We start from the raw sequence: 20508 nt of genomic DNA, 5'->3' as shown, positions 1-20508 counted from the left end.
GTTGGGTATTGGTGACTCTATAGCTAACTGTATAGAAGAGGTCGGTTTGAGTAACAATCACTCAGGCTTAAACCATAGTGTTTAATCGTCATCCCAGAATCGAACCGAGCGAGATGTCAGGGATCTCTGTTCGTGAGAGGCCCAAAGAAGAAGGGGATTTGTAGTTGTTAGGTATAAGGCCAAAGCGGCTGGTAATCTGGCATTAGAACTATATAGCAGGCACAAAAAACGCCACCCTTAGGTAGCGTTTTAATTAAAGCAGATAAGTAATCGAGATTACTTAGTTACTTTAAGAACTGGAGTTTCGCCAACAGTTACAGAACCAGAAAGCTTGTTCAGCTCTTTGATTTCGTCCATGTTAGAGATAACAACTGGAGTAAGCGTAGATTTTGCTTTCTCTTCTAGAAGCGCTAGGTCGAAAGTGATGATAGTGTCACCAGCTTTAACAGATTGACCTTCTTCAGCTACACGAGTGAAGCCTTCGCCTTTAAGTTCAACAGTATCGATACCGAAGTGAACGAAAAGCTCAACACCGTCGTCAGACTCGATAGAGAATGCGTGGTTAGTTTCGAAGATCTTACCGATAGTACCGTTAACTGGAGCTACCATTTTGTCGCCAGCTGGTTTGATCGCGATGCCGTCACCAACGATTTTTTCAGCGAAAACTACATCTGGCACATCTTCGATGTTTACGATTTCACCAGAAAGAGGTGCGATGATTTCGATTGCACCAGCATCAGCGCTGTCATCAGATACAAGCTTTTTCAGTTTGTCAAACAGACCCATTGTGTCATGCTCCTAACGTTTAGTTTTATTCTGTAGAATATACTATACCAATCTAACAAATTAGACGACTATTTTTAGCCGTCTAACGTTATTAAGCGATTGGCGATTACTGAGTTTTCTCAGCGATGAACTTTTCTACGCAAGCTTCAATTTCAGCAGCTGTTGGTAGAGATAGTGCTTCGTCAGCCATAGCTTTAACTTCAGCGAAGTTAGAGTTACGGATTACTTTCTTAACTTTAGGGATAGAGATACCGCTCATAGAGAACTCATCTAGACCCATACCTAGAAGAAGTAGCGTTGCACGCTCATCACCAGCAAGCTCACCACACATACCAGTCCACTTACCTTCAGCGTGTGATGCGTCGATCACTTGCTTGATTACTGTAAGAACAGCAGGAGATAGTGGGTTGTATAGGTGAGAAATCATTTCGTTACCACGGTCTACCGCAAGAGTGTATTGCGTTAGGTCGTTAGTACCGATAGAGAAGAAAGATACTTCTTTCGCTAGGTGGTGTGCGATTGCAGCAGCTGCTGGAGTCTCAACCATTACGCCGATTTCGATTTCTTCATCGAAAGCTAGGCCTTCAGCGCGAAGTTCAACTTTGTACTCTTCGATTGCTTTTTTCAGTTCACGGATCTCTTCAACAGAAATGATCATTGGGAACATGATACGTAGTTTACCGTGTGCAGACGCACGTAGGATGCCACGTAGTTGGTCACGTAGGATTTCACGACGATCCAAGCTGATACGTACTGCACGCCAGCCTAGGAAAGGGTTCATCTCTTGTGGAAGGTCCATGTATGGTAGGTCTTTGTCGCCACCGATATCCATAGTACGGATAATCACTGACTCGCCTTCCATTGCTTCTGCTACTTCTTTGTAAGCAACGTATTGCTCTTCTTCAGTAGGAAGCGCGTCACGGTCCATAAATAGGAATTCAGTACGGTACAGACCAACGCCTTCACCGCCGTTACGCAGGATACCGTCACAGTCTTTTACTGTACCGATGTTGCCACAAACTTCTACACGGTGACCGTCTAGAGTTTCAGCGTGTAAATCTTTTAGTTTTGCTAGTTCAGCCGCTTCTGCTTCGAAATCTGCTTTGATTTTCTTAGCTTCTGCTAGTTCAGCTTCAGAAGGGCTGATGATGATCTTGTTGTTCATCGCGTCTAGCACAAGCATGTCGCCGTTCTTAACTTGCTTAGTGATATCGTTAGTACCAACGATAGCTGGAAGCTCAAGAGAACGTGCCATGATTGAAGTATGAGATGTACGACCGCCGATGTCACAAGCGAAACCAAGAACGTAGTCTAGGTTGATTTGTGCAGTTTCAGATGGCGTTAGGTCGTAAGCTACTAGGATAACTTCTTCATTGATATCTGCTAGAGATACAATGTTGATGCCTAGAGCATTTTTAACGAAACGAGTACCGATATCACGGATATCAGTTGCACGTTCTTTTAGGTACTCATCATCAAGAGACTCTAGTGCAACAGCTTGCTCTTCGATCACAGTGTGGATCGCGTTGTCTGCGTGCATCTTGTCTTTCTTGATGAGTGCTAAAATCTCATCTTCTAGCTCTTCATCTTCAAGCAGCATGATGTGGCCTTCAAAGATTGCTTCTTTTTCTTCGCCAAAAGTTTCAAGTGCTTTTTGCTTAACAACTTCAAGTTGTTGAGAAGATTTGTTACGAGCGTCAAAGAAACGCTGTACTTCTGCTTCAACTTGGTCGTCAGAGATAGATTGAGTGTTTAGGACAATTTCATCTTCTTGAAGTAGTAGTGCTTTACCGAAAGCAATACCAGGAGATGCTAGGATGCCTGAAATCATAGCCTTACCTTAGTTGTTCAACTGTAAACGGGAGAGTGTGTGACTTTAAGTCGTCGACTAATGTCGCGCTTATTCCTATCTATTTCGAACAAAGCCACTTTGCTATGCAAAATGGCTTTGAAAGAAGGAGACCGTATTAGTGTAGTTGATCCATAAGAGCAACTAGGTGGTCTACTGCTTGCTGAGCTTGAGGACCTTCAGCTGAAATAGTAACGTTAGTACCTTTTACTAGGCCTAAAGTTTGTAGTTTGAACAGGCTTTTCGCGCTAGCGCTTTTGCCGTTAGAAGTCACTGTGATGTCAGCGTCGAAAGATTTTGCTTCTTTAACGAACTGTGCAGCTGGACGAGTGTGAAGACCGTTTTCTGCTGTGATTTCTACTTGCTTCTCGTACATTTTATATACCCCAATTAATTTATTTTTTGTAAGTTTGTAACCAGATTAGCTTAACTGCTTTAGCCCAAATGCGCTAGAGGCTAGTACGCCATGTTCGTGTTAGAACTTAGACTGGTTATAAATTTTTATCCAGCCATGGTCGTCTTTTGCTGAGTACTCATGACTTTCAGAATTTGTTTATTGCTTCTTTTATTTTGAAGCGAAAAATAAAACAGACCTGATATTACCAAAGGTGGGGCAGGGATCAACAAAAAAGCCCCTAAACGGGGCTTTTTTGGACGAAAAATTGATTTGACCACATATTATTGTTGGTTCTCTTTTTCCGTAAAGAGGCCAGCAAATAGGGCTGTGCTTAGGTAACGCTCACCAGAGCTTGGTAGTACAGTAACGATAGTTTTTCCTGCAAATTCAGGTAGTTCGGCGATTCTGTTTGCTGCTACAACTGCCGCGCCAGATGAGATGCCTGCAAGAATACCTTCTTCTTTCATTAGGCGTTGAGCCATCTCAATCGCTTCTTCAGAAGTTACCGATTCAACACGGTCAATAATCTCTAAATCTAGGTTTCCAGGGATGAAACCTGCACCGATACCTTGAATTTTGTGTGGAGCTGGTTTGATTTCTTCACCTGCAAGTGCCTGTGCAATCACTGGAGACTCAGCCGGCTCAACCGCGACTGAAGTAATCGCTTTGCCTTTTTCACCTTTAATGTAACGACTCGTACCAGTGATAGTACCGCCCGTACCAACACCCGCTACAAACACGTCGATTTCGCCGTCTGTTGCTTCCCAAATTTCAGGACCAGTCGTCTGCTCGTGAATCTGTGGGTTAGCAGGGTTGTTGAACTGTTGAAGTAGTAGGTATTTGTCTGGGTCTGAAGCAACAATCTCTTCTGCTTTAGCAATCGCGCCGTTCATGCCTTTTGGTGCTTCAGTTAGCACAAGGTTTGCGCCAAGCGCTTTAAGCAGCTTACGACGTTCTAGGCTCATTGATTCAGGCATAGTTAGCGTTAGTTTGTAACCGCGTGCTGCTGCTACGAATGCAAGTGCAACACCTGTGTTACCACTGGTAGGTTCAACAAGCTCGATACCTGGCTTAAGCGTACCTGCTTTTTCTGCTTCCCAGATCATATTAGAACCGATACGGCACTTAACACTGAAGCTTGGGTTACGAGCTTCGATCTTAGCTAGGACGTTACCTTTGCTTACTTTGTTAAGGCGGACTAGAGGTGTGTTACCAATCGTTAGGGTGTTGTCTTCGTAGATCTTGCTCATGCGATATTCCTTCATTTAATGACAGAACTAAACGTAGTATATCAATCACTTTACCGTCTAGTGTCTTTCGATGTTTGTTCAGCTTGAATTTAGATTAAACAAGTTGAAAAAAAGGTAAAAGGATTAAAAAGTTATATCATATAGATATGTAGCAGAATTGACGCCTATCTTTATTGAAATCAGAACTTCAAAAAGATAGGCGAAACTAGGAAGTGTAGAAAGGGTTAGAGACGAGAACTATAGACGAGAACGTAGAGCTTGGTCTTTAAACTCAGCAACCCACATTGCTGTCGCGCCACAAACGGCAACGGGCATCACAATCAGGTTTAAAATTGGAATAGTAGTGAACACAGAAACAAGCGCGCCAAAGCTGTAGCTCTTACCTTGTTTTTGTTTCAAATTGTTTCTCATGTCATCAAATTTGATTTTATGGTTATCGAACGGGTAGTCGGCGTATTGAATCGCTAACATCCATGCTGTGAAAATGAACCATAAAAACGGAGCAACGGTTTGCCCTAGTGCTGGAATTAACAAAAGTAGGAATAAACCGATCGCTTTTGGCAGAATGTAGACAAGCTTGCGCCATTCTCTCGCTAATATACGTGGGGTATCTTTGAGGACATCAAGTAAACCATCGTCATTAACTTTTTTACCGCTCAACAACTCTTCAACTTTTTCCGCGAGTAAACCGTTGAACGGTGCGGCAATGAAGTTAGCGAGCGTGCTAAAGAAATACGAGAATGTGGCCAAGACGGTTAACACAAGTAATGGCCATAAAATGTATGACAACCACGACAAGAAACTTGGCAATGCACCAATCCAACCTTCAATCCAAGTGTTTAGGTTGGAGAAGATATAAAACAAGGCACCACCAACGAGTAACACGTTCGCGATAAGTGGCATTAGTACAAACTTACGAATGCTCGGTGATAAAGCGATTTTTATTCCGAAAATAAAATAGCCAAAGCCGGAGCGGGGAACAGATTCAATAGTCATATTTAAATTAGGTCACATGTGAATTTGGTTAAATAGCAAACATGTCTAGTGTACTCGACCGAAATTAAGAAAAAAAGCGTGGTGAAAATCACACCATGTAAGGAACTAATTGTATTAAGTTGTTCTAAAACAGTGGCTACTTTTGATAGAGTAGTGAGATTAGCCAAATTAACCCAACTTAGTGACAGCGTGTTTATAGCTAGTTGACTAAGAAAGCTGAGAGCGAAAAATGCAGGAATTGCGATTTGTACTCATTATTGTTGGCGCATTAGCTATCGCCGCATTATTGTTCCATGGTCTATGGACGAGTAAAAAAGAAGGGAAAGCAAAGTTTGGAGATAAGCCGCTCGGTAAGCTTGATAACGACAGCTTAGATGAAGCCGAAACTATTCCAAATCGTTCATTCGCCCCAGAAGATGATTTTGAGATAATCCGAAAAGAACGTAAAGAGCCGGATTTTGCTGTTTCACCCTCTGATACTGATCCGCTGATCGACTCAGATCCGCTAACAGCGCCACAAGCGAAAGAAGCTTACGAAGATGATATCGAATTAAATGATCTTCCTTCTTTCAGCGTAGAAGACCCAATTAAGGTTGAAAGTGAACCTGAAGTGATTGAGGAAGAGAAGGACGTTGAGCCTGAAGTTCCAAGCTTTGAGTTGACTGACGAGCAAAAAGAAAACCATGCCGGCTTTAAAGTGCAGTACGGTTCGTTTGAAGAGCCTTCTGAAACAGTTGATGAGCCAGTCGTTCCAAACGAAACGCTTACTCAAAGAGAGCCCGTTGTTGCGAAAGAAGTCGTGACTCCGCAAAGTGCGACTGTTGAAGAAGCAAAACCAGATGAAGAACTTGGTTTAGAAGTGATCGTTCTTAATGTTCACTGTGCTGGAGAGATCCCATTCGTTGGGACTGAACTTTTCCGCAGCATGGAGAACAACGGTTTAACTTATGGTGAGATGTCTATTTACCACTGCTTTGCGCCAAAGGTTATTTTCAGCGTTGCAAACATGATGCAGCCAGGAACGCTAGAACATGATGATCCTGCTGACTTCACGACTAAAGGTATTTCGTTCTTTATGACGTTGCCTTGTTATGGTCAAGCTGATCAAAACTTCAATGTGATGCTGAGTGCGGCGCAGAAAATTGCTGACGATATGGGCGGAAACGTGTTGGATGAGTCACGCAACTTAATGACACCAAACCGTTTATCTGACTACCGCAAGCAAATCAGAGACTTTATGACGGCATCGAATGCCTAGCCGTATTGTTTAGCCTTGTAAATAATCTATATTTATAGAAAAGGGCTCCTAAGGGAGCCCTTTTTGATATTTCAATCACGATAGAGAATGATATGAAAGAATCGATTCAAGTTACCTTAGAGCAGTTAAGAGAAACTCTGCATTATCACGCCGTTCGTTATTACGTAGAAGATAGCCCTGAGATCCCTGATGTCGAGTACGATCGATTAATGCAGCAATTGCTAAAGATCGAAGAAGAGAACCCGGAACTAGTGACGGTAGATTCTCCGAGCCAACGTGTTGGTGGTCAGCCTCTCGATGGTTTCACTCAAGTGACTCATGAGATCCCAATGCTTTCTCTGGACAATGCTTTCTCTGATGAAGATTTGGATGCGTTCAATAAGCGAATGTCTGATAGAGCGCCAACCGCTAACCTCAAGACTTTCTGTTGTGAACCTAAGCTTGATGGCCTTGCCGTTAGCCTACTCTATGTGAATGGTACTTTAGTTCAGGCTGCGACACGTGGTGACGGTGCGACGGGTGAAAACATCACTGAAAACGTGCGTACGATCAGCTCTATCCCACTTAAGTTACAAGGTGAAGGCTGGCCGCAGCGTATTGAAGTTCGTGGCGAAGTGTTTATGCCAAAAGCGGGTTTCGATAAGTTGAATGAGATGGCGTTGAAGAAAGGCGAGAAAGTATTTGTTAACCCACGTAATGCCGCCGCAGGTAGCCTGCGTCAGCTTGATTCTCGTATTACTGCGAAACGTCCGCTAGCTTTCTACGCATACAGTGTCGGTGTTGTACAAGGCGCTGAGCTATCAAATAGTCACTACCAACGCTTTTTACAGCTTAAAGGTTGGGGCTTACCTATGTGCCCCGAGACTAAGCAACTGAGCTCTCTCGAAGACGTGAAAGCCTATTACCAAGATATTATGACTCGTCGTGATGCTCTGGCTTACGAGATTGATGGCGTTGTTATCAAAGTCGACGATATCGCGGCTCAAGAAGTACTTGGCTTTGTTGCACGAGCGCCACGTTGGGCAATTGCTTATAAGTTCCCAGCTCAAGAAGAGATTACACTGCTCAATGACGTTGAATTTCAGGTGGGCCGTACTGGCGCTATTACGCCGGTTGCTAAACTTGAACCTATCTTCGTTGGTGGCGTGACAGTCAGCAATGCCACTTTACACAATGCCGATGAGATTGCGCGTTTAGGCGTGAAGGTAGGCGACAGCGTTATTATTCGCCGTGCAGGTGATGTTATTCCGCAAATTGTGGCTGTTGTACTAGATCGTCGCCCTGAAACGGCTAGAGACATTGTTTTCCCTGATGCTTGCCCTGTATGTAGCTCTACGGTTGAGCGTGTCGAGGGGGAAGCTGTAGCGCGTTGTACTGGCGGTCTAGTGTGTCAGGCACAGCGTAAAGAAGCGCTTAAGCACTTTGTGTCGAGAAAGGCGTTGGATGTCGATGGCCTTGGCGTAAAAGTGATAGAGCAGCTTGTGGACCGTGAAATGGTAGAAACGCCCGCTGACTTGTTCAAGCTTAGCGCGGGCGTAATTACAGTTCTTGATCGTATGGGGCCTAAATCGGCGCAAAATGTAGTTAGTGCACTTAATAAAGCCAAAGACACAACATTGGCACGTTTCCTTTATTCGTTAGGTATTCGTGAAGTGGGTGAAGCAACTGCGATGAACTTGGCGCAACACTTCAAGACGTTGGAGTTGGTTCAAGCAGCAACCCATGAACAGTTAGTTGAAGTGTCAGATATTGGTGACATCGTCGCTAGCCACATCACAAGCTTCTTTTCGCAAGAGAAAAACAGAGCTGTAGTCGAGCAGTTGCTAGAGCTTGGTGTTAACTGGCCTGCAATCGAAGCTGTTGCGGATGACCAAGAGCTACCGTTAGAAGGTAAAGTGGTTGTGTTGACGGGTTCATTGTCGCAATTAGGTCGTAGTGAAGCGAAAGCCGCTTTGCAGGCTTTAGGTGCAAAAGTAACCGGTAGCGTGTCTAAGAAAACGGATATCTTATTCGCGGGTGAAGCCGCTGGTTCTAAACTGACTAAAGCACAAGATTTAGGTATCGAAATAAGAACAGAAGAAGATCTAATTGCACTTATTTCGTAAGTAAACCAAGGTAAAAAAAGCTCAAAAGCACTCCTTTAAAGGGAGTGCTTTTTTTGTGTCTGCTGCAAATTAGATGCCTTTTTAATTGTTGAGAATTTTGTACCTATACGAACTCTCAAAAAGGGACAGTGATGCCGCTCAACATTAATGAAATACCATTCTAGTTGTATCATAATTGCGAGTCATATCTATTTTTACAAAGTGATAATTACCTCAAGTTGTTGAATTTATTGGTATTGATTTTGTTTTGGTGAGGATTTTTCTATTTATCGATCTGGATCACTAAGTACCTATTAAATTTGCACCAACTCATATTTTTTTAGATGAAAATTAAGTTCTCATTGATCTTTTTGAGGGCGAAGTTAGTCTTAATGCCATGGATGCACATGATGTGTATAACCAGAAAGGAAATAGAGAATTCAGAGTTTAGGGTTCTCAAACAAGAAAAGGTATTTCTCTCTACGGCGGCCAACTTTAGGCGGGGAATATTCAAACAGCTATATCCATTTTTAGGAGTTTTATTCCATGGAAAACAAATTTTTTAAACGTACTCTACTAGGTGCAACGGTTGCACTTTTATCGACAGGCGTAATGGCGAAAGAAGTTGGTATCAACTCTGATTTCAACGTTGACGTATACGGTGTTGCAGCTATCTCTCTAGTTAACTACAACACAACAGATCAAGATGATGCGAGCAGTGGCTACGCTGTAGAGAATGAATCTCGTATCGGCTTCCGTGCTCATAAAGATATGTTTGATGACGTATTAATTACAATGCAGATTGAATCTGGCTACGTAGATAGCACAGACTGGGGTCATGGCGGCGTTTCAGGTGGTGTGCTTGGTTTCCGTGATACTTTCGTTGGCGCTTCTGGCTCTTGGGGTAATCTACGTGTGGGTCGTGTTCTTACGCCATTATACGAAATCGTCGATTGGCCATTCTCTAACCCTGGTCTAGGTTCTGTATTCGATTGGGGCGGTATCAACGGTCATTACGATCGTCAATCTAACCAAGTTCGTTACGATTCGCCAAAATTCGGTGGTTTCTCTTTTGCAGCTTCTGTTGGTCGTGATGATAACGACAATGGTGGTGGCGCGGCGACTCGTGATTCAGAATTCTTTGGCGCGAGCGCTAAGTACAGCTTTGAAAAAGTAACATTTATGGGTGGTGTTGAGTCTGGTACTCGTGTTGTTGGAGATACAGCAAAGTCTTGTGTATTTGACCCTGATGCACCAGGTACACCTGATTGTACAGCTGCAGTAGATGGTTATAAAGACGATACATTCGCTTATATTGTAGGCTTTGAAGCAAGCCTACCAGCAGGCTTTGGTATTGCAGCAGCATACAAAGGCGAAGAAATTGATAACGGTTCTCGCAAATATACTCAAGACTCATACTCTATTATTGGCCAATACTGGAATGGTCCATGGGGCTTTAAACTAGGCTACGCAGCGAATGATGATGCAGAGTTATCTGGAACAACTGCTTCAAATTCTTCTCTAAAAGCGAGCGCAACAGATAAGAGTGATACTATCTCTGGTCAACTTATGTACGTGGATAATGGCTTTGTACCTTATCTACGTGTAGCAAGCCGTAGCTTTACTGACAATGACCGCGGTGAGGTTTCATCAGATATCGTAACTCGCATTGGTCTTGAGTACGGTTTCTAAGTTAAAGTTATCTGCTTAAAACAGTTAAATTAAAATCAAAACGCTGGTAAATCTTTTTGCCAGCGTTTTTCCATAGTGAACATAAGGAATTAGTCATAATGAATAAAGTTAGTGTCGTTGTATTATCATTATTTTTGGGAGCTTGTAGTTCACTCGATTCACAAAGTAATTTTGCAGACTCAGTTGCTGATGTGCAGCCCAAAGGTGGTTACATTAAAGTAACCGGTCAATCTTACGTAGCAGAAAATAGAGCAAATGTAGGCGCAGACATTCTCAAGTCGTCGCTTTACTTTACATACAATAAAGAAGTAACACCAAATACTGCCCCAGAATCTTCAATTACTATGGACGTGAGTTACTTCCAAAGTTACAAAGAGTACGAAACGGTTAGTTTTTTTGGTAAAACGATAGAATTAGAAGATAGACAAGTACCAAGAGAAAGCTGCAGCGAGCACTGTACTAAGACTCAATATATTAAGTTTCCATTAAGTGACGCTGATATTCAGCAAGCAAGACAAAAGAATTTAGAATTTACGCTTGAAGGCCAAAACTCAGTCATGAGCACGACTTTTATCGTACCAAAGGCGTATATCGACACAATTTATAACGGTGCAAATAATCATACAGCTATCGCGGTTGCTCCAGTCGCGGCTGTTCCAGTAGCAGCAGTAGTTGCTGAAGAGCCAAAAGCATCACAAGCACAAGAGATGGTGAATTACTGGTATGGTGAAGCAACCAAAGAAGAGCAATCTGCAGTAACAGATTGGGCATTCAAGAACCGTAAGAACGCTAACCCAGCATTACTAGAAGGCTCAAAAGAGATCGAAATGGTTTCATACTGGTTCAATAAGCTAGACAGTGAAGAAAAATCTCAAACTATGATTTGGCTGTTAGAGCAAGAGTAGGCTTCTAACGTAAGTCTCTAGCTATGTTTTTCAACCGCAGTATTGTATAACAGCAGTACTGCGGTTTTTCATTTTAGGCTTACAGGTAAGATTGTGAATATTGGTGAAGTAGCGAAACGTGTTGGTACAACAGCGAAATCCATTCGTTTTTACGAAAGTAAAGGCATGATGAGCCCACCGCACCGATCAGAAAATGGTTACAGGCAATATGGCGAGATTCATATCGAACAGTTAGAGTTCGTTTTGAGAGCTAAAATGGTTGGTTTCACTCTCGATGAGTGTAAGTCACTGGTTGAGTTGGCAATGAATCCCAACAGACAAAGCTACGAAGTAAAGAAGAAGGCTACTCAGAAGTTAGATGAAATAGAGTTGAAGCTTGCGGAGTTAAACAAGATGAAGGTGCAGCTACAATCTTGGGTACATGACTGCCCTGGAGATACTTCAACGGAATGTCCTATCTTGAATAATCTATCTGGCCGCAGTTAGGTTATTCCAGTTCTAAATAATCGTCAGGCAGCAATTTCATTACTAGCCTGACTTTAATCACCTATCACAGCACCTATCACAGCACCTTTCCGCCGTAATGTTTACAGATCAACAGTGGTACATGAGTGACTGCGTTACCATCTGAACACTTAACGATAGGCCCCATGTTTCCGTTACCAGGAGACTGACTGCTCGCTAGAGCGCTTCCAAATGACAAGCTGAAAATAGCCGTTAGAATTATTAAAAAATGTCTCATACAAACTCCATTAGGTTTATCTCTAATTGAGATAATTGAAAGTATGGACAAGGAAAAGAAAATTTCAAAAATTGGACGGACTTAACATTTTTAATAATTATAAATAAGCGAGAGTAAGGTTAACTATTCATATATATATTGGGTAAGAAATCTGGCTTTCTTATACCTTTTTAGCTCAATCAAACTTTTTAGCTTTACGAAATAAGAACTTATTTTTTTTTCAATTCAATCTATCGCAATGATAATTCGAATATTATTAAGGTTCAAAAATAGAAAAAGCCTGCATTTATTGAAAATGCAGGCTTCATATAGCTCTTGTTTATAAAGGTTCTATTATTAGAACGATTCCGTCTAAAGCGACAATCTTAATTTCGGTTCCAGATGGAATATCTTGACTGGCCTTTGCTGACCAAGAAGAGTCACCGAACTTAATTCGACAGCTACCTTTCTTTACGTCTTCACTTAAAATAACGGTTTGACCTACCAATTGCTTTTCTCTTTGGTTTAACTCTCGCCCTGCATCCGATTGCTTGTCATTCGAGAGTTGTCTTCTCCACCACAACCAAGTGGTAATAAGAGAGAAGCTAGCAAAGGACAGCCATTGCATCTGCCAACCAATTGGTAATGCTCCTAATAGGGCACCGACCAGCATGGCAGATATGCCTATCCATAAAAAGTAACCAGCGGTTCCAATTAGCTCAAGCGCTAACAATGCTAGACCAAACGCTAACCAATGCCAGTGGTTTACTTGTTCTAGTAATTCGACCATAAGTTAGTCCTTACTACCTTTGTCATTCTTATGTGCAAACATCTCCGCGATACCCGCAACAGAACCCATAAGGCCAGTTGCTTCGAGTGGTAGCATGATGATCTTGCCGTTTTCAGCTTGGCCTATAGATTTCAATGCGTCGGTGTAACCTTGTGCAATGAAGTAATTGACCGCTTGCATGTCACCTTGAGCAATTGCCGTTGATACCATTTCTGTCGCTTTAGCTTCTGCTTCTGCGGCACGCTCACGGGCTTCTGCTTGCAATATTGCCGCTTGCTTCTCACCTTCTGCTTTCAGGATCTCTGATTGCTTGTGGCCTTCTGCTTTCAAGATCTCAGCTTGTCGTACACCTTCTGCTTCTAAGATATCAGCACGTTTATTACGCTCGGCTTTCATCTGGGCATTCATCGCAGCAGTAAGGTCTGCTGGTGGCTGTACGTCTTTAATTTCGATACGGGTGACTTTTACGCCCCAAGGGTTTGTCGCTTCATCAACGATGTTCAGTAGCTTGGTATTGATCATGTCACGCTGACTCAGCATCTCATCCAGTTCCATCGAGCCAAGCACAGTACGGATATTGGTGAGGGTTAAGTTACGGATCGCATGTTCAAGGTCATTCACTTCATAAGCTGCCTTAGGCGCGTCGATAACTTGAACAAAACAAACCGCATCGATAACCACATTTGCATTATCTTTGGAGATGACTTCTTGTGCTGGGATGTCGAGAACACGCTCCATCATGCTGATGCGCTGTCCAACTTTATCAATAAATGGAATGATTAAGTTAAGACCCGGTTTAAGGGTGTGTGTGTATCGCCCGAAGCGTTCAACGGTCCAGTTGTTGCCTTGTGGAACGGTTTTTACGCCAGCGAAGATAAATAACAGTGCGACGGCAGTAAAGACGCCGATAGTAATCAAGGTATCAATAGGCATACAAAATCCTTTGCAAGTTTGAGTTTTTGATAGTTCAGTATTGATACTGGCTCATATTTAAATTCTGAGCAAATTTATAAACGAGAAATGGGCCATAAATCATTGATTTTATGGCCCATTTTACATTCTATTATGCGATAAACTAATTGATTGAATTGTCAATTTTCGATGTTTAATCTACGGCTTTTTAGGTTTAACTAGTAAAGCAGAGAGTACAGTTGTCGACGGTACTTACTGGCAACTGGGTTACCTTGTCCAAGCGCACTCAAGATGTCCATGAACTCTTTCTTCATGTCACCATCGAGAGCATTAAGATCTTTGGCTAGGAAAGACCATAATAGATCCATAGCTTCTTCACTGCGGTTCACTTGGTGATATTGCAATGCTAATTCAGATGCTGTTTTAGCGTCGCTCGGATTTTGCTGAAGAGCTGCTTCTAATGCTTGTATTTCAGGGCTGTCTGCTGCTTGTTTATGAAGTTCAAGCTTTGCAACTAAGCCTTTGTAGTAGTTGTCTTGGTACTCAAGAGGGATAGTTGCTAGCTGAGTTTCAGCAAGGTCAAATTGTTGCGTTTCTAACAAACACTCTGCGATCGCCAGTTTTACTTCACCTTTATTCGTCAGCTCTGCTGGAAGTTGCTGCATTGCTGCTAGTGCCTGTGTGTGCTCGCCAGCTTGCATTTGCTCAAGAGCCTGACGCAAAGTAAGTTCATCTTGGCTAGGAAGGTGTTTGCTGAGCATATCGACAATAGCTTCTATGCTTTGAGGGCCACCGAGCCCATCGACTGGCTGACCATTAACAAACAGTGCAATAGTGGGCAGTGCTTGAACACCAAACTGGCTAGCAATAGCTTGCTCTTGTTCGCAATTGAGCAGGGCTAAGGTGAAGGCACCGTTGTATTGCTGAGTTAAAGTTTGCAGTTCAGGAATGACTTGGGCGCTCTCTTGGCTCATTGGTGCCCAAAAATGGATGAGTACAGGGGTCTGCATCGAACCTTCTAATACTTGACGAAAGTTCTGCTCATTAAGTTCAACAATATGCGGAGATTGCATTTACGTTCCTTGAGGTTTGTTTTGTGGATACGTTGCAAATATGGGGGGATTAGTCGGTAACTTCAAGATCTAACTCGGTTATCTCGGATAAAAAGAACCAAAAATAGAAAAACGCTATGCTTCGATGTTGATATAATTGTTATCTCAACATGGAAGGCATAGCGTTATCATCGAGGTAGTCAGTGAGGCGTTGCGTGAGATACTCAAAACAGAATAAACAACGTAATCGCCAGACCCACACCTACCCAATTAAGGCGGTTTAAAGTCATGAGATTTCCAGAGTAGAACCATCAATTGGGAATAACTGATGGGATAGGATAATCATGACATCTTATTGTTACGGAAAAATTACATCGTTACATTAAAGTTTGCGACTCTGCATTCAAAGTTAGTAATTTATGCAGCTTTTCTCAAAATAGGGTCTAGCAAGCGACTCGGTAGAATCCTTTTCAATACCGCGAACACTTTAGTCGGGGTCGTAACTCGGTATCTTAGCTTGGGTTTGTCGGCGGTGAGAGCATGGAATACCGGCTCAATACAACTTTCTGGAGGCAGGACAAAAGCGTTATTCGATGATTCTTTTTCGAGTCGATCTTTTTGTTGTTGGTAAGCGTCTTGGTGGGCGCTGCCAGAAATGTTGATCCATTTATTGAACGCTTTCAAGGCATTGGTTCTAAATTGAGTCTCAATTGGCCCTGGTTGCAGTAATGAGATCTGTATACCGCTGCCATGCAGTTCTAATCGTAAGGTATCTGTCCAACCCTCAATCGCGAATTTAGAAGAATTATAAGCACCACGATACTTCATGGCTGCAAAACCTAATACGGAACTGTTTTGTACGATTCGACCTTCGCCACGCTCGCGCATGTGCGGAAGGATCTGACAGACGAGATGATGCCAACCAAAGAAGTTGGTTTCGAATTGTTCTCTGAGTCCTTGGGTCGGTAAGTCTTCTAGTGCCCCTGCTTGACCGTAAGCACCGTTATTGAATAATCCATACAATCCATTAGGTGCGAGATCAATAGCAAGCTTGGCGCCATGCTCAATACTTTCTTGGTTGGAAAGATCTAATTGAATACAGGTGAGGCCTTCATCTTGAAGGCGTTGAACATCTTGTGGATCACGACAAGATGCAATGACATGAAAACCACGCTTTTGAAGTGCATGAGCACATGTATAGCCAATACCTGTTGAGCAACCGGTAATCAGAATCGACTTGTTCACACTTAATCCTTTATTAGAGTCTCTATCGCTCTAGGGTAAAGAATTAGTCTTGATGTTGTAACAAGTTTTTTAGTGCTGGCTCGATTCTTGAGTAACTAAAGATGAATCCCATCTCAGTGAGTTTCTTCGGCTTGGAGCGAATGCTGTCAAATAGCAAACAAGATGATTCCCCCATGAGAATCGACATTGCCCATTTCGGCGTGAATAAGAAATGCGGTCGGCCTAATTGTTTCGCTAACGTGCTGCTGAACAGTTTGTTGGTCACAGGGTGAGGGGCACACATATTGAATTCCCCTTGAGCGTGGGGGAGTGACAACAAGTGATTGATGGCTCTCACCATATCGAGAATGTGAATCCATGGCATGTACTGCTCACCTGAACCTATTGGACCACCGACGCCGAGTTTATAAGGCAATAGCATCTTCTTGAGTGCGCCGCCATTCTCGCCAAGTACAACCCCTGTTCGCAGTAGTATCACGCGTGTGCTTTCTGATTGTGCTCTCTTGGCTATCTCTTCCCAGTGGGCACAGACTTTATGAGGAAAGCTTTCATCTTCTACTTGCAGTGACTCGTCAAACGGGTGCTGCTGTTGATCGCCATAGTAACCCACGGCTGATCCGCTAATAAAAGCGTGTGGCGGGTTGCTACTGGCATGAATTAATTCGACCAGCTTTTCAGTGATGTGCCAGCGGCTGTTACAGATCCTCTCTTTTTGTTCTGTACTCCAACGCTTATCGGCAATCGGCTCACCCGCGAGGTTGACCACCACATCAAAGTCATTGAGATCACTGAGCTCATCAAGGGATTGAATGTAATGAAGGTTGTTCTGGTTGAGGTGATTTAGGTTTTGCTTGGCATTTTCAGGACTCCGCGTCAGCAATGTCACGTCGTCAGTGTTCCAACTCTTGACCAATTCAGAGCCAATAAATCCAGTACCACCCGTTAACAATATCTTCATACCAATCTCCCTATTAAACATAATTATAGACATGGCTTGTTTTTAGTCGCCAATCAATACGAAAAAATCACTATAACGATCATAAGGTTTCAATCGTGTGATGCCCAAATTACGCCTTTTTCAATTTACAAAGGAGTGAAATTAAATTCATCAAGTCAGGATGTGTACCGTCATCACACTTATGCACTTTACTCGGATATGTTACCAACTGCGTAATATTTGTCACATAAGCAATGATAAGGATTTGCCATGATTATTATTAATTCATAATCAGCGACAAGGAATTGCGATGACGGCGGTGCTTGCTTTGTTTCGATCCATGTTAGGTAGCCTGAGGGATCTATTGCCAATCGTGGCGGTAATCGCTTTCTTCCAGCTTGCTGTCTTACAAGAGCCACTTCCTCATCTTTTATCTATTCTGACTGGCTTAGTGCTCGTCGTTTTTGGACTCACTTTCTTTATCTTTGGCCTTGAAATGGGGTTGTTTCCAATTGGCGAATCGATGGCTCAAGCATTTGCCAGAAAGGGGAGTGTGTTCTGGTTATTGATCTTCGCTTTTTGTTTGGGTTTTGGTACCACCATAGCCGAGCCAGCGTTAACCGCAGTCGCTGCCGAAGCCGCAGAAGTGGCAGCTGAGGGAGGTGTAATCCCCAATACGTTAGATGAAATGGAGCAGTATGCCAATGGCCTGCGCTTTACTGTGGCACTGTCAGTCGGTATCGCTATTTTACTCGGTGTGCTGAGAATCTTAAAAGGTTGGCCAATCCAGTACATGATCATCGGTGGATATATTGGAGTGGTCGTGCTCACTGCATTTGCTCCGGAAAACATCATTGGAATTGCGTATGACTCTGGTGGAGTAACGACATCGACGATCACCGTCCCATTAGTAACTGCGTTAGGGGTGGGTTTAGCCTCGGCAATTAAAGGGCGTAATCCGATGATAGATGGTTTTGGGTTGATCGCGTTTGCTTCGTTGCTGCCGATGATGTTTGTCATGGTGTACGGGATGGTGGTGACATGATCAGTGTTCAACAATTTATCGACACCTTTCTCGGCACTGTGATGGATGTGATCCCGATTGCGATCATCATCTTCGGTTTTCAGTTGGCGGTATTACGAAAGCCAGTCAATAACCTAGCCAAAGTGCTGATCGGTTTCTTCTACGTCATTCTTGGCTTATCACTCTTTTTGATGGGATTGGAACTCGCGTTATTCCCTCTAGGGGAGACGATGGCAATGCAACTCACCGAGCCAAGTTTTTTGACTGAGTTTAAGATCAGTTCTGGTCTTGCTTTGGCTTGGTTTGATTATTACTGGGTCTATCTTTTCGCGTTTTGTATTGGTTTCAGCACCACGATAGCCGAGCCCTCTTTGATTGCTGTAGCGATTAAGGCGAACCAAGTTTCCGGTGGCAGTATCAGCGTCAATGGGCTGAGGATCGCCGTGGCATTGGGCGTTGCTATCGGTATCTCACTGGGCAGCTACCGTATCGTTGCGGGTGACCCGATCCACTACTACATCATTTTTGGTTATGTCGTCGTGGTCATTCAAACCTTTTACGCCCCAAAACTCATTATCCCATTAGCCTACGATTCGGGTGGCGTCACTACATCAACGGTGACAGTCCCTTTAGTAACGGCGCTCGGGCTTGGACTTGCTTCAACCGTACCAGGAAGAAATCCTGTCATTGATGGCTTTGGATTGATCGCCTTTGCCAGCTTATTTCCCATCATTTCAGTGATGGGCTATGCCCAAATAACACAATGGTTAAACCGTTTACATACCTCTAAGGAGAGCAAAGATGCGCTTTAAACTTATCCTAGCGTTTGTAGAAGAGAGCAAGACCGACACTGTGCTCGATGCCGCGCGTGATGCGGGCGCGACTGGAGCAACGGTGATTAATAACGCCAGAGGGCAAGGCTTAAACCAAAAAACCACCTTCTTCGGCTTAACGTTAGAGGTGCAAAAAGATGTGTTGCTGTTTGTGGTTGAGGAACACTTAGCGAGGCATATTCTTGAAACTATTGGCGAAGTCGGTGAGTTTGACCAGGAGTCAGGACAAGGTATAGCGGTGCAGATCGATATCGAAGACGCAGTCGGGGTTGCGCATCAAGTCGAGACGTTAACAAAGGTTGTGGAGGATGAGCTATGAGTACCAGTGAAAAGATCCGAGTAGGCGATGTCATGGCCAATACGTATGTGATTATCGATGGGCTAACCACGGTGTTAGAAGCGATAGAGATGGCTAAAAAGCACAAAGTGAAGGCAATCATTGTCGATAAACGCCACGAAGATGACGAATACGGCATCGTATTGATGAATGACATTGCCAAGAAAGTACTGGCTAAGAACCGATCTCCAAAGCGAACCAATGTTTATGAGATCATGACCAAGCCAGCGCTAAGCGTGTCTGCTGAGATGAACGTAAAGTATTGCGCTCGCCTGTTTGAACGCTTTGGTATCAGTCGTGCGCCAGTAGTTCGTGATAACAAGATAGTCGGTATGGTTAGTTACAATAATATCGTGATCAATGGTATGGCGAGAGATGACGTGTAGCATTTAGATACGTACAATAGGCTCATAAATTTTATGGAGAAGTACGTGTGAAATTATTTTTTGCTTCAGACCTACACGGTTCGCTGCCAGCAACAGAAAAGGTATTAGAACTCTACCAAGCATCTGGTGCGCAATATTTAGTTCTATTGGGTGACATTCTGAATCATGGACCAAGAAATCCGATTCCAGAAGGATACAACCCGCCGGCGGTTGCAGATAAGTTGAATGCGTTTTCTCAAGAGATCATTGCCGTTCGTGGTAACTGCGATAGCGAAGTGGATCAGATGTTGTTGTCTTTTCCAATGATGATGGATTACTCGTGGGTGCTATTAGAATCAGGCCAGCGTATCTTCCTAACGCATGGCCATTTGTACAACACCAATAAACGCCCTGCGTTGAAGGCGGGCGATATCATTGCACACGGTCATACCCATATTCCTGTCGCCGAATACCAAGATGACATCTTTATCTTTAACCCTAGCTCGGTGACATTCCCACGAGAGGGACACGCGGCAAGCTATGGCATCTATGAAAACAATACCTTCAAAGTCATTAGCCTTGAAGGTGATGTTCTCGTGAGTGGTCAGCTTTAAATCATTGGATCGGCTGTGAAAGGCTTATTTTGAGTCCACGTGGCCGAGATCTCTGTCTGGAGCAATGATGTTTCGTACTCTTTGCTTCAGAACTTTCGCCTCTGGAAAACCGTCATCTGCTTTTCTTTCCCAAATCTGCACACCATTACAAAAGATTTCGAACCTGCCTCCTGTGTCTGGGTGTAAGCTCACTTGTTCAATTTCTTCGCTGAAGGTATGCAGTAGCTCTTGGCATAACCAACTAGAGCGAAGCATCCAATTGCATTGACGGCAATAGTGTATCGCGATTGTGGCTTTTGTTGCTGTCTCTTTCGCTGGCGCCAGATTAGGTTGTTCCGTTTTCATGGTTAATCCTTAAAATGCTACATCCGTAATTTGATACCAACGGCTAACAAAAAAGGGGCTTCATGCCCCTTTTTTCTATTGGTTTACCGTTTCATGGTATTCAGCTATTCATAAAC

23 protein-coding genes are annotated in these 20508 nt (G+C 43.4%); 11 read left to right on the top strand and 12 right to left on the bottom strand.

Annotated elements, in window-relative coordinates:
• Window positions 1–276: 276 nt before the first annotated feature.
• From crr to cysZ, 5 genes are all read right to left on the bottom strand, one after another.
• Entirely contained in the window at window positions 277–786 is a 510-nt protein-coding gene (gene crr / locus AB4585_RS06300; protein ID WP_004737851.1) for a PTS glucose transporter subunit IIA, read from the bottom strand.
• Between the two features lie 106 nt (window positions 787–892).
• Window positions 893–2617, bottom strand: coding sequence for a phosphoenolpyruvate-protein phosphotransferase PtsI (gene ptsI / locus AB4585_RS06295; RefSeq protein ID WP_372169426.1), 1725 nt, complete (start codon window positions 2615–2617; stop codon window positions 893–895).
• 136 nt (window positions 2618–2753) lie between these two features.
• Complete coding sequence (locus tag AB4585_RS06290; protein WP_004734263.1) at window positions 2754–3011, bottom strand: HPr family phosphocarrier protein; 258 nt, start codon at window positions 3009–3011, stop codon at window positions 2754–2756.
• Window positions 3012–3313: 302 nt separating this feature from the next.
• Window positions 3314–4282 (bottom strand): cysteine synthase A, encoded by a 969-nt coding sequence (gene cysK / locus AB4585_RS06285; protein WP_372102577.1) that lies wholly within the window; start codon window positions 4280–4282, stop codon window positions 3314–3316.
• A 237-nt stretch (window positions 4283–4519) separates the two neighbouring features.
• Window positions 4520–5278, bottom strand: coding sequence for a sulfate transporter CysZ (gene cysZ, locus AB4585_RS06280; RefSeq protein ID WP_029235129.1), 759 nt, complete (start codon window positions 5276–5278; stop codon window positions 4520–4522).
• Window positions 5279–5507: 229 nt separating this feature from the next.
• Here cysZ and zipA point away from each other — a divergent pair, with 229 nt between their 5' ends.
• From zipA to cueR, 6 genes are all read left to right on the top strand, one after another.
• The gene (gene zipA, locus AB4585_RS06275) at window positions 5508–6536 is read left to right on the top strand and encodes a cell division protein ZipA (RefSeq protein ID WP_372155485.1); all 1029 of its coding nucleotides are present in this window, start codon (window positions 5508–5510) and stop codon (window positions 6534–6536) included.
• Between the two features lie 92 nt (window positions 6537–6628).
• A complete protein-coding gene (ligA, locus tag AB4585_RS06270; RefSeq protein WP_372155487.1) occupies window positions 6629–8641 on the top strand; it encodes an NAD-dependent DNA ligase LigA in 2013 nt (670 codons plus the stop codon).
• A 389-nt stretch (window positions 8642–9030) separates the two neighbouring features.
• Entirely contained in the window at window positions 9031–9186 is a 156-nt protein-coding gene (locus tag AB4585_RS06265) for a hypothetical protein (RefSeq protein ID WP_004734257.1), read from the top strand.
• Entirely contained in the window at window positions 9167–10312 is a 1146-nt protein-coding gene (locus AB4585_RS06260) for a porin (RefSeq protein ID WP_136973710.1), read from the top strand. The genes AB4585_RS06265 and AB4585_RS06260 overlap by 20 nt, the downstream gene beginning before the upstream one ends.
• A gap of 98 nt (window positions 10313–10410) precedes the next feature.
• Window positions 10411–11217, top strand: coding sequence for a DUF2057 family protein (locus tag AB4585_RS06255; RefSeq protein WP_102320158.1), 807 nt, complete (start codon window positions 10411–10413; stop codon window positions 11215–11217).
• A gap of 93 nt (window positions 11218–11310) precedes the next feature.
• Window positions 11311–11703 carry a Cu(I)-responsive transcriptional regulator gene (gene cueR / locus AB4585_RS06250; protein ID WP_017061928.1) on the top strand — a complete coding sequence of 131 codons (393 nt, stop codon included), beginning with the start codon at window positions 11311–11313 and terminating at the stop codon, window positions 11701–11703.
• A gap of 76 nt (window positions 11704–11779) precedes the next feature.
• On the opposite strand, the gene AB4585_RS06245 is transcribed toward cueR, so the two are convergent.
• The 6 genes from AB4585_RS06245 to AB4585_RS06220 form a co-directional block, all read right to left on the bottom strand.
• A complete protein-coding gene (locus AB4585_RS06245; RefSeq protein ID WP_017061927.1) occupies window positions 11780–11959 on the bottom strand; it encodes a hypothetical protein in 180 nt (59 codons plus the stop codon).
• 319 nt (window positions 11960–12278) lie between these two features.
• Window positions 12279–12728: an NfeD family protein gene (locus tag AB4585_RS06240; protein WP_017061926.1), complete on the bottom strand. Its 450-nt coding sequence runs from the start codon at window positions 12726–12728 to the stop codon at window positions 12279–12281.
• Between the two features lie 3 nt (window positions 12729–12731).
• Window positions 12732–13661: an SPFH domain-containing protein gene (locus AB4585_RS06235; protein WP_017063395.1), complete on the bottom strand. Its 930-nt coding sequence runs from the start codon at window positions 13659–13661 to the stop codon at window positions 12732–12734.
• Between the two features lie 197 nt (window positions 13662–13858).
• The gene (locus AB4585_RS06230; protein WP_372154959.1) at window positions 13859–14713 is read right to left on the bottom strand and encodes a co-chaperone YbbN; all 855 of its coding nucleotides are present in this window, start codon (window positions 14711–14713) and stop codon (window positions 13859–13861) included.
• A gap of 396 nt (window positions 14714–15109) precedes the next feature.
• Window positions 15110–15937, bottom strand: a complete 828-nt coding sequence (locus AB4585_RS06225; RefSeq protein ID WP_372154958.1) for an SDR family oxidoreductase — start codon at window positions 15935–15937, stop codon at window positions 15110–15112.
• 43 nt (window positions 15938–15980) lie between these two features.
• Window positions 15981–16895, bottom strand: a complete 915-nt coding sequence (locus tag AB4585_RS06220) for a TIGR01777 family oxidoreductase (protein WP_372056258.1) — start codon at window positions 16893–16895, stop codon at window positions 15981–15983.
• Window positions 16896–17184: 289 nt separating this feature from the next.
• On the opposite strand from AB4585_RS06220, the gene AB4585_RS06215 reads away from it, so the two are divergent.
• Genes AB4585_RS06215 through yfcE form a run of 5 tightly spaced genes read left to right on the top strand, consistent with a single transcriptional unit; the run spans window position 17185 to window position 20047 of the window.
• Complete coding sequence (locus tag AB4585_RS06215; protein WP_017072437.1) at window positions 17185–17919, top strand: DUF1538 domain-containing protein; 735 nt, start codon at window positions 17185–17187, stop codon at window positions 17917–17919.
• Window positions 17916–18710 (top strand): DUF1538 domain-containing protein, encoded by a 795-nt coding sequence (locus AB4585_RS06210; protein WP_017062208.1) that lies wholly within the window; start codon window positions 17916–17918, stop codon window positions 18708–18710. Before AB4585_RS06215 ends, AB4585_RS06210 begins: the two co-directional genes overlap by 4 nt.
• Window positions 18700–19050, top strand: a complete 351-nt coding sequence (locus AB4585_RS06205) for a P-II family nitrogen regulator (RefSeq protein ID WP_017062207.1) — start codon at window positions 18700–18702, stop codon at window positions 19048–19050. The genes AB4585_RS06210 and AB4585_RS06205 overlap by 11 nt, the downstream gene beginning before the upstream one ends.
• The gene (locus AB4585_RS06200; RefSeq protein ID WP_017062206.1) at window positions 19047–19454 is read left to right on the top strand and encodes a CBS domain-containing protein; all 408 of its coding nucleotides are present in this window, start codon (window positions 19047–19049) and stop codon (window positions 19452–19454) included. Before AB4585_RS06205 ends, AB4585_RS06200 begins: the two co-directional genes overlap by 4 nt.
• 47 nt (window positions 19455–19501) lie before the next feature.
• A complete protein-coding gene (yfcE, locus tag AB4585_RS06195) occupies window positions 19502–20047 on the top strand; it encodes a phosphodiesterase (RefSeq protein ID WP_017068995.1) in 546 nt (181 codons plus the stop codon).
• Between the two features lie 24 nt (window positions 20048–20071).
• Here yfcE and AB4585_RS06190 read toward each other — a convergent pair whose 3' ends face one another.
• The gene (locus tag AB4585_RS06190) at window positions 20072–20392 is read right to left on the bottom strand and encodes a SelT/SelW/SelH family protein (protein WP_017062204.1); all 321 of its coding nucleotides are present in this window, start codon (window positions 20390–20392) and stop codon (window positions 20072–20074) included.
• Window positions 20393–20508 lie beyond the last annotated feature (116 nt).

This window comes from Vibrio sp. 10N.222.49.C9, assembly GCF_041474985.1.
GTDB classification, from domain to species: domain Bacteria; phylum Pseudomonadota; class Gammaproteobacteria; order Enterobacterales; family Vibrionaceae; genus Vibrio; species Vibrio crassostreae_C.
This window is presented reverse-complemented; position numbering and strand designations above follow the sequence as displayed.

Coding starts and splice junctions, on each gene's coding strand:
- crr (WP_004737851.1), bottom strand. CDS start 786: ATGGGTCTGTTTGACAAACTGAAAAAGCTTGTATCTGATGACAGCGCT.
- ptsI (WP_372169426.1), bottom strand. CDS start 2,617: ATGATTTCAGGCATCCTAGCATCTCCTGGTATTGCTTTCGGTAAAGCA.
- AB4585_RS06290 (WP_004734263.1), bottom strand. CDS start 3,011: ATGTACGAGAAGCAAGTAGAAATCACAGCAGAAAACGGTCTTCACACT.
- cysK (WP_372102577.1), bottom strand. CDS start 4,282: ATGAGCAAGATCTACGAAGACAACACCCTAACGATTGGTAACACACCT.
- cysZ (WP_029235129.1), bottom strand. CDS start 5,278: ATGACTATTGAATCTGTTCCCCGCTCCGGCTTTGGCTATTTTATTTTC.
- zipA (WP_372155485.1), top strand. CDS start 5,508: ATGCAGGAATTGCGATTTGTACTCATTATTGTTGGCGCATTAGCTATC.
- ligA (WP_372155487.1), top strand. CDS start 6,629: ATGAAAGAATCGATTCAAGTTACCTTAGAGCAGTTAAGAGAAACTCTG.
- AB4585_RS06265 (WP_004734257.1), top strand. CDS start 9,031: ATGTGTATAACCAGAAAGGAAATAGAGAATTCAGAGTTTAGGGTTCTC.
- AB4585_RS06260 (WP_136973710.1), top strand. CDS start 9,167: ATGGAAAACAAATTTTTTAAACGTACTCTACTAGGTGCAACGGTTGCA.
- AB4585_RS06255 (WP_102320158.1), top strand. CDS start 10,411: ATGAATAAAGTTAGTGTCGTTGTATTATCATTATTTTTGGGAGCTTGT.
- AB4585_RS06245 (WP_017061927.1), bottom strand. CDS start 11,959: ATGAGACATTTTTTAATAATTCTAACGGCTATTTTCAGCTTGTCATTT.
- AB4585_RS06240 (WP_017061926.1), bottom strand. CDS start 12,728: ATGGTCGAATTACTAGAACAAGTAAACCACTGGCATTGGTTAGCGTTT.
- AB4585_RS06235 (WP_017063395.1), bottom strand. CDS start 13,661: ATGCCTATTGATACCTTGATTACTATCGGCGTCTTTACTGCCGTCGCA.
- AB4585_RS06230 (WP_372154959.1), bottom strand. CDS start 14,713: ATGCAATCTCCGCATATTGTTGAACTTAATGAGCAGAACTTTCGTCAA.
- AB4585_RS06220 (WP_372056258.1), bottom strand. CDS start 16,895: ATGAAGATATTGTTAACGGGTGGTACTGGATTTATTGGCTCTGAATTG.
- AB4585_RS06215 (WP_017072437.1), top strand. CDS start 17,185: ATGACGGCGGTGCTTGCTTTGTTTCGATCCATGTTAGGTAGCCTGAGG.
- AB4585_RS06210 (WP_017062208.1), top strand. CDS start 17,916: ATGATCAGTGTTCAACAATTTATCGACACCTTTCTCGGCACTGTGATG.
- AB4585_RS06205 (WP_017062207.1), top strand. CDS start 18,700: ATGCGCTTTAAACTTATCCTAGCGTTTGTAGAAGAGAGCAAGACCGAC.
- AB4585_RS06200 (WP_017062206.1), top strand. CDS start 19,047: ATGAGTACCAGTGAAAAGATCCGAGTAGGCGATGTCATGGCCAATACG.
- AB4585_RS06190 (WP_017062204.1), bottom strand. CDS start 20,392: ATGAAAACGGAACAACCTAATCTGGCGCCAGCGAAAGAGACAGCAACA.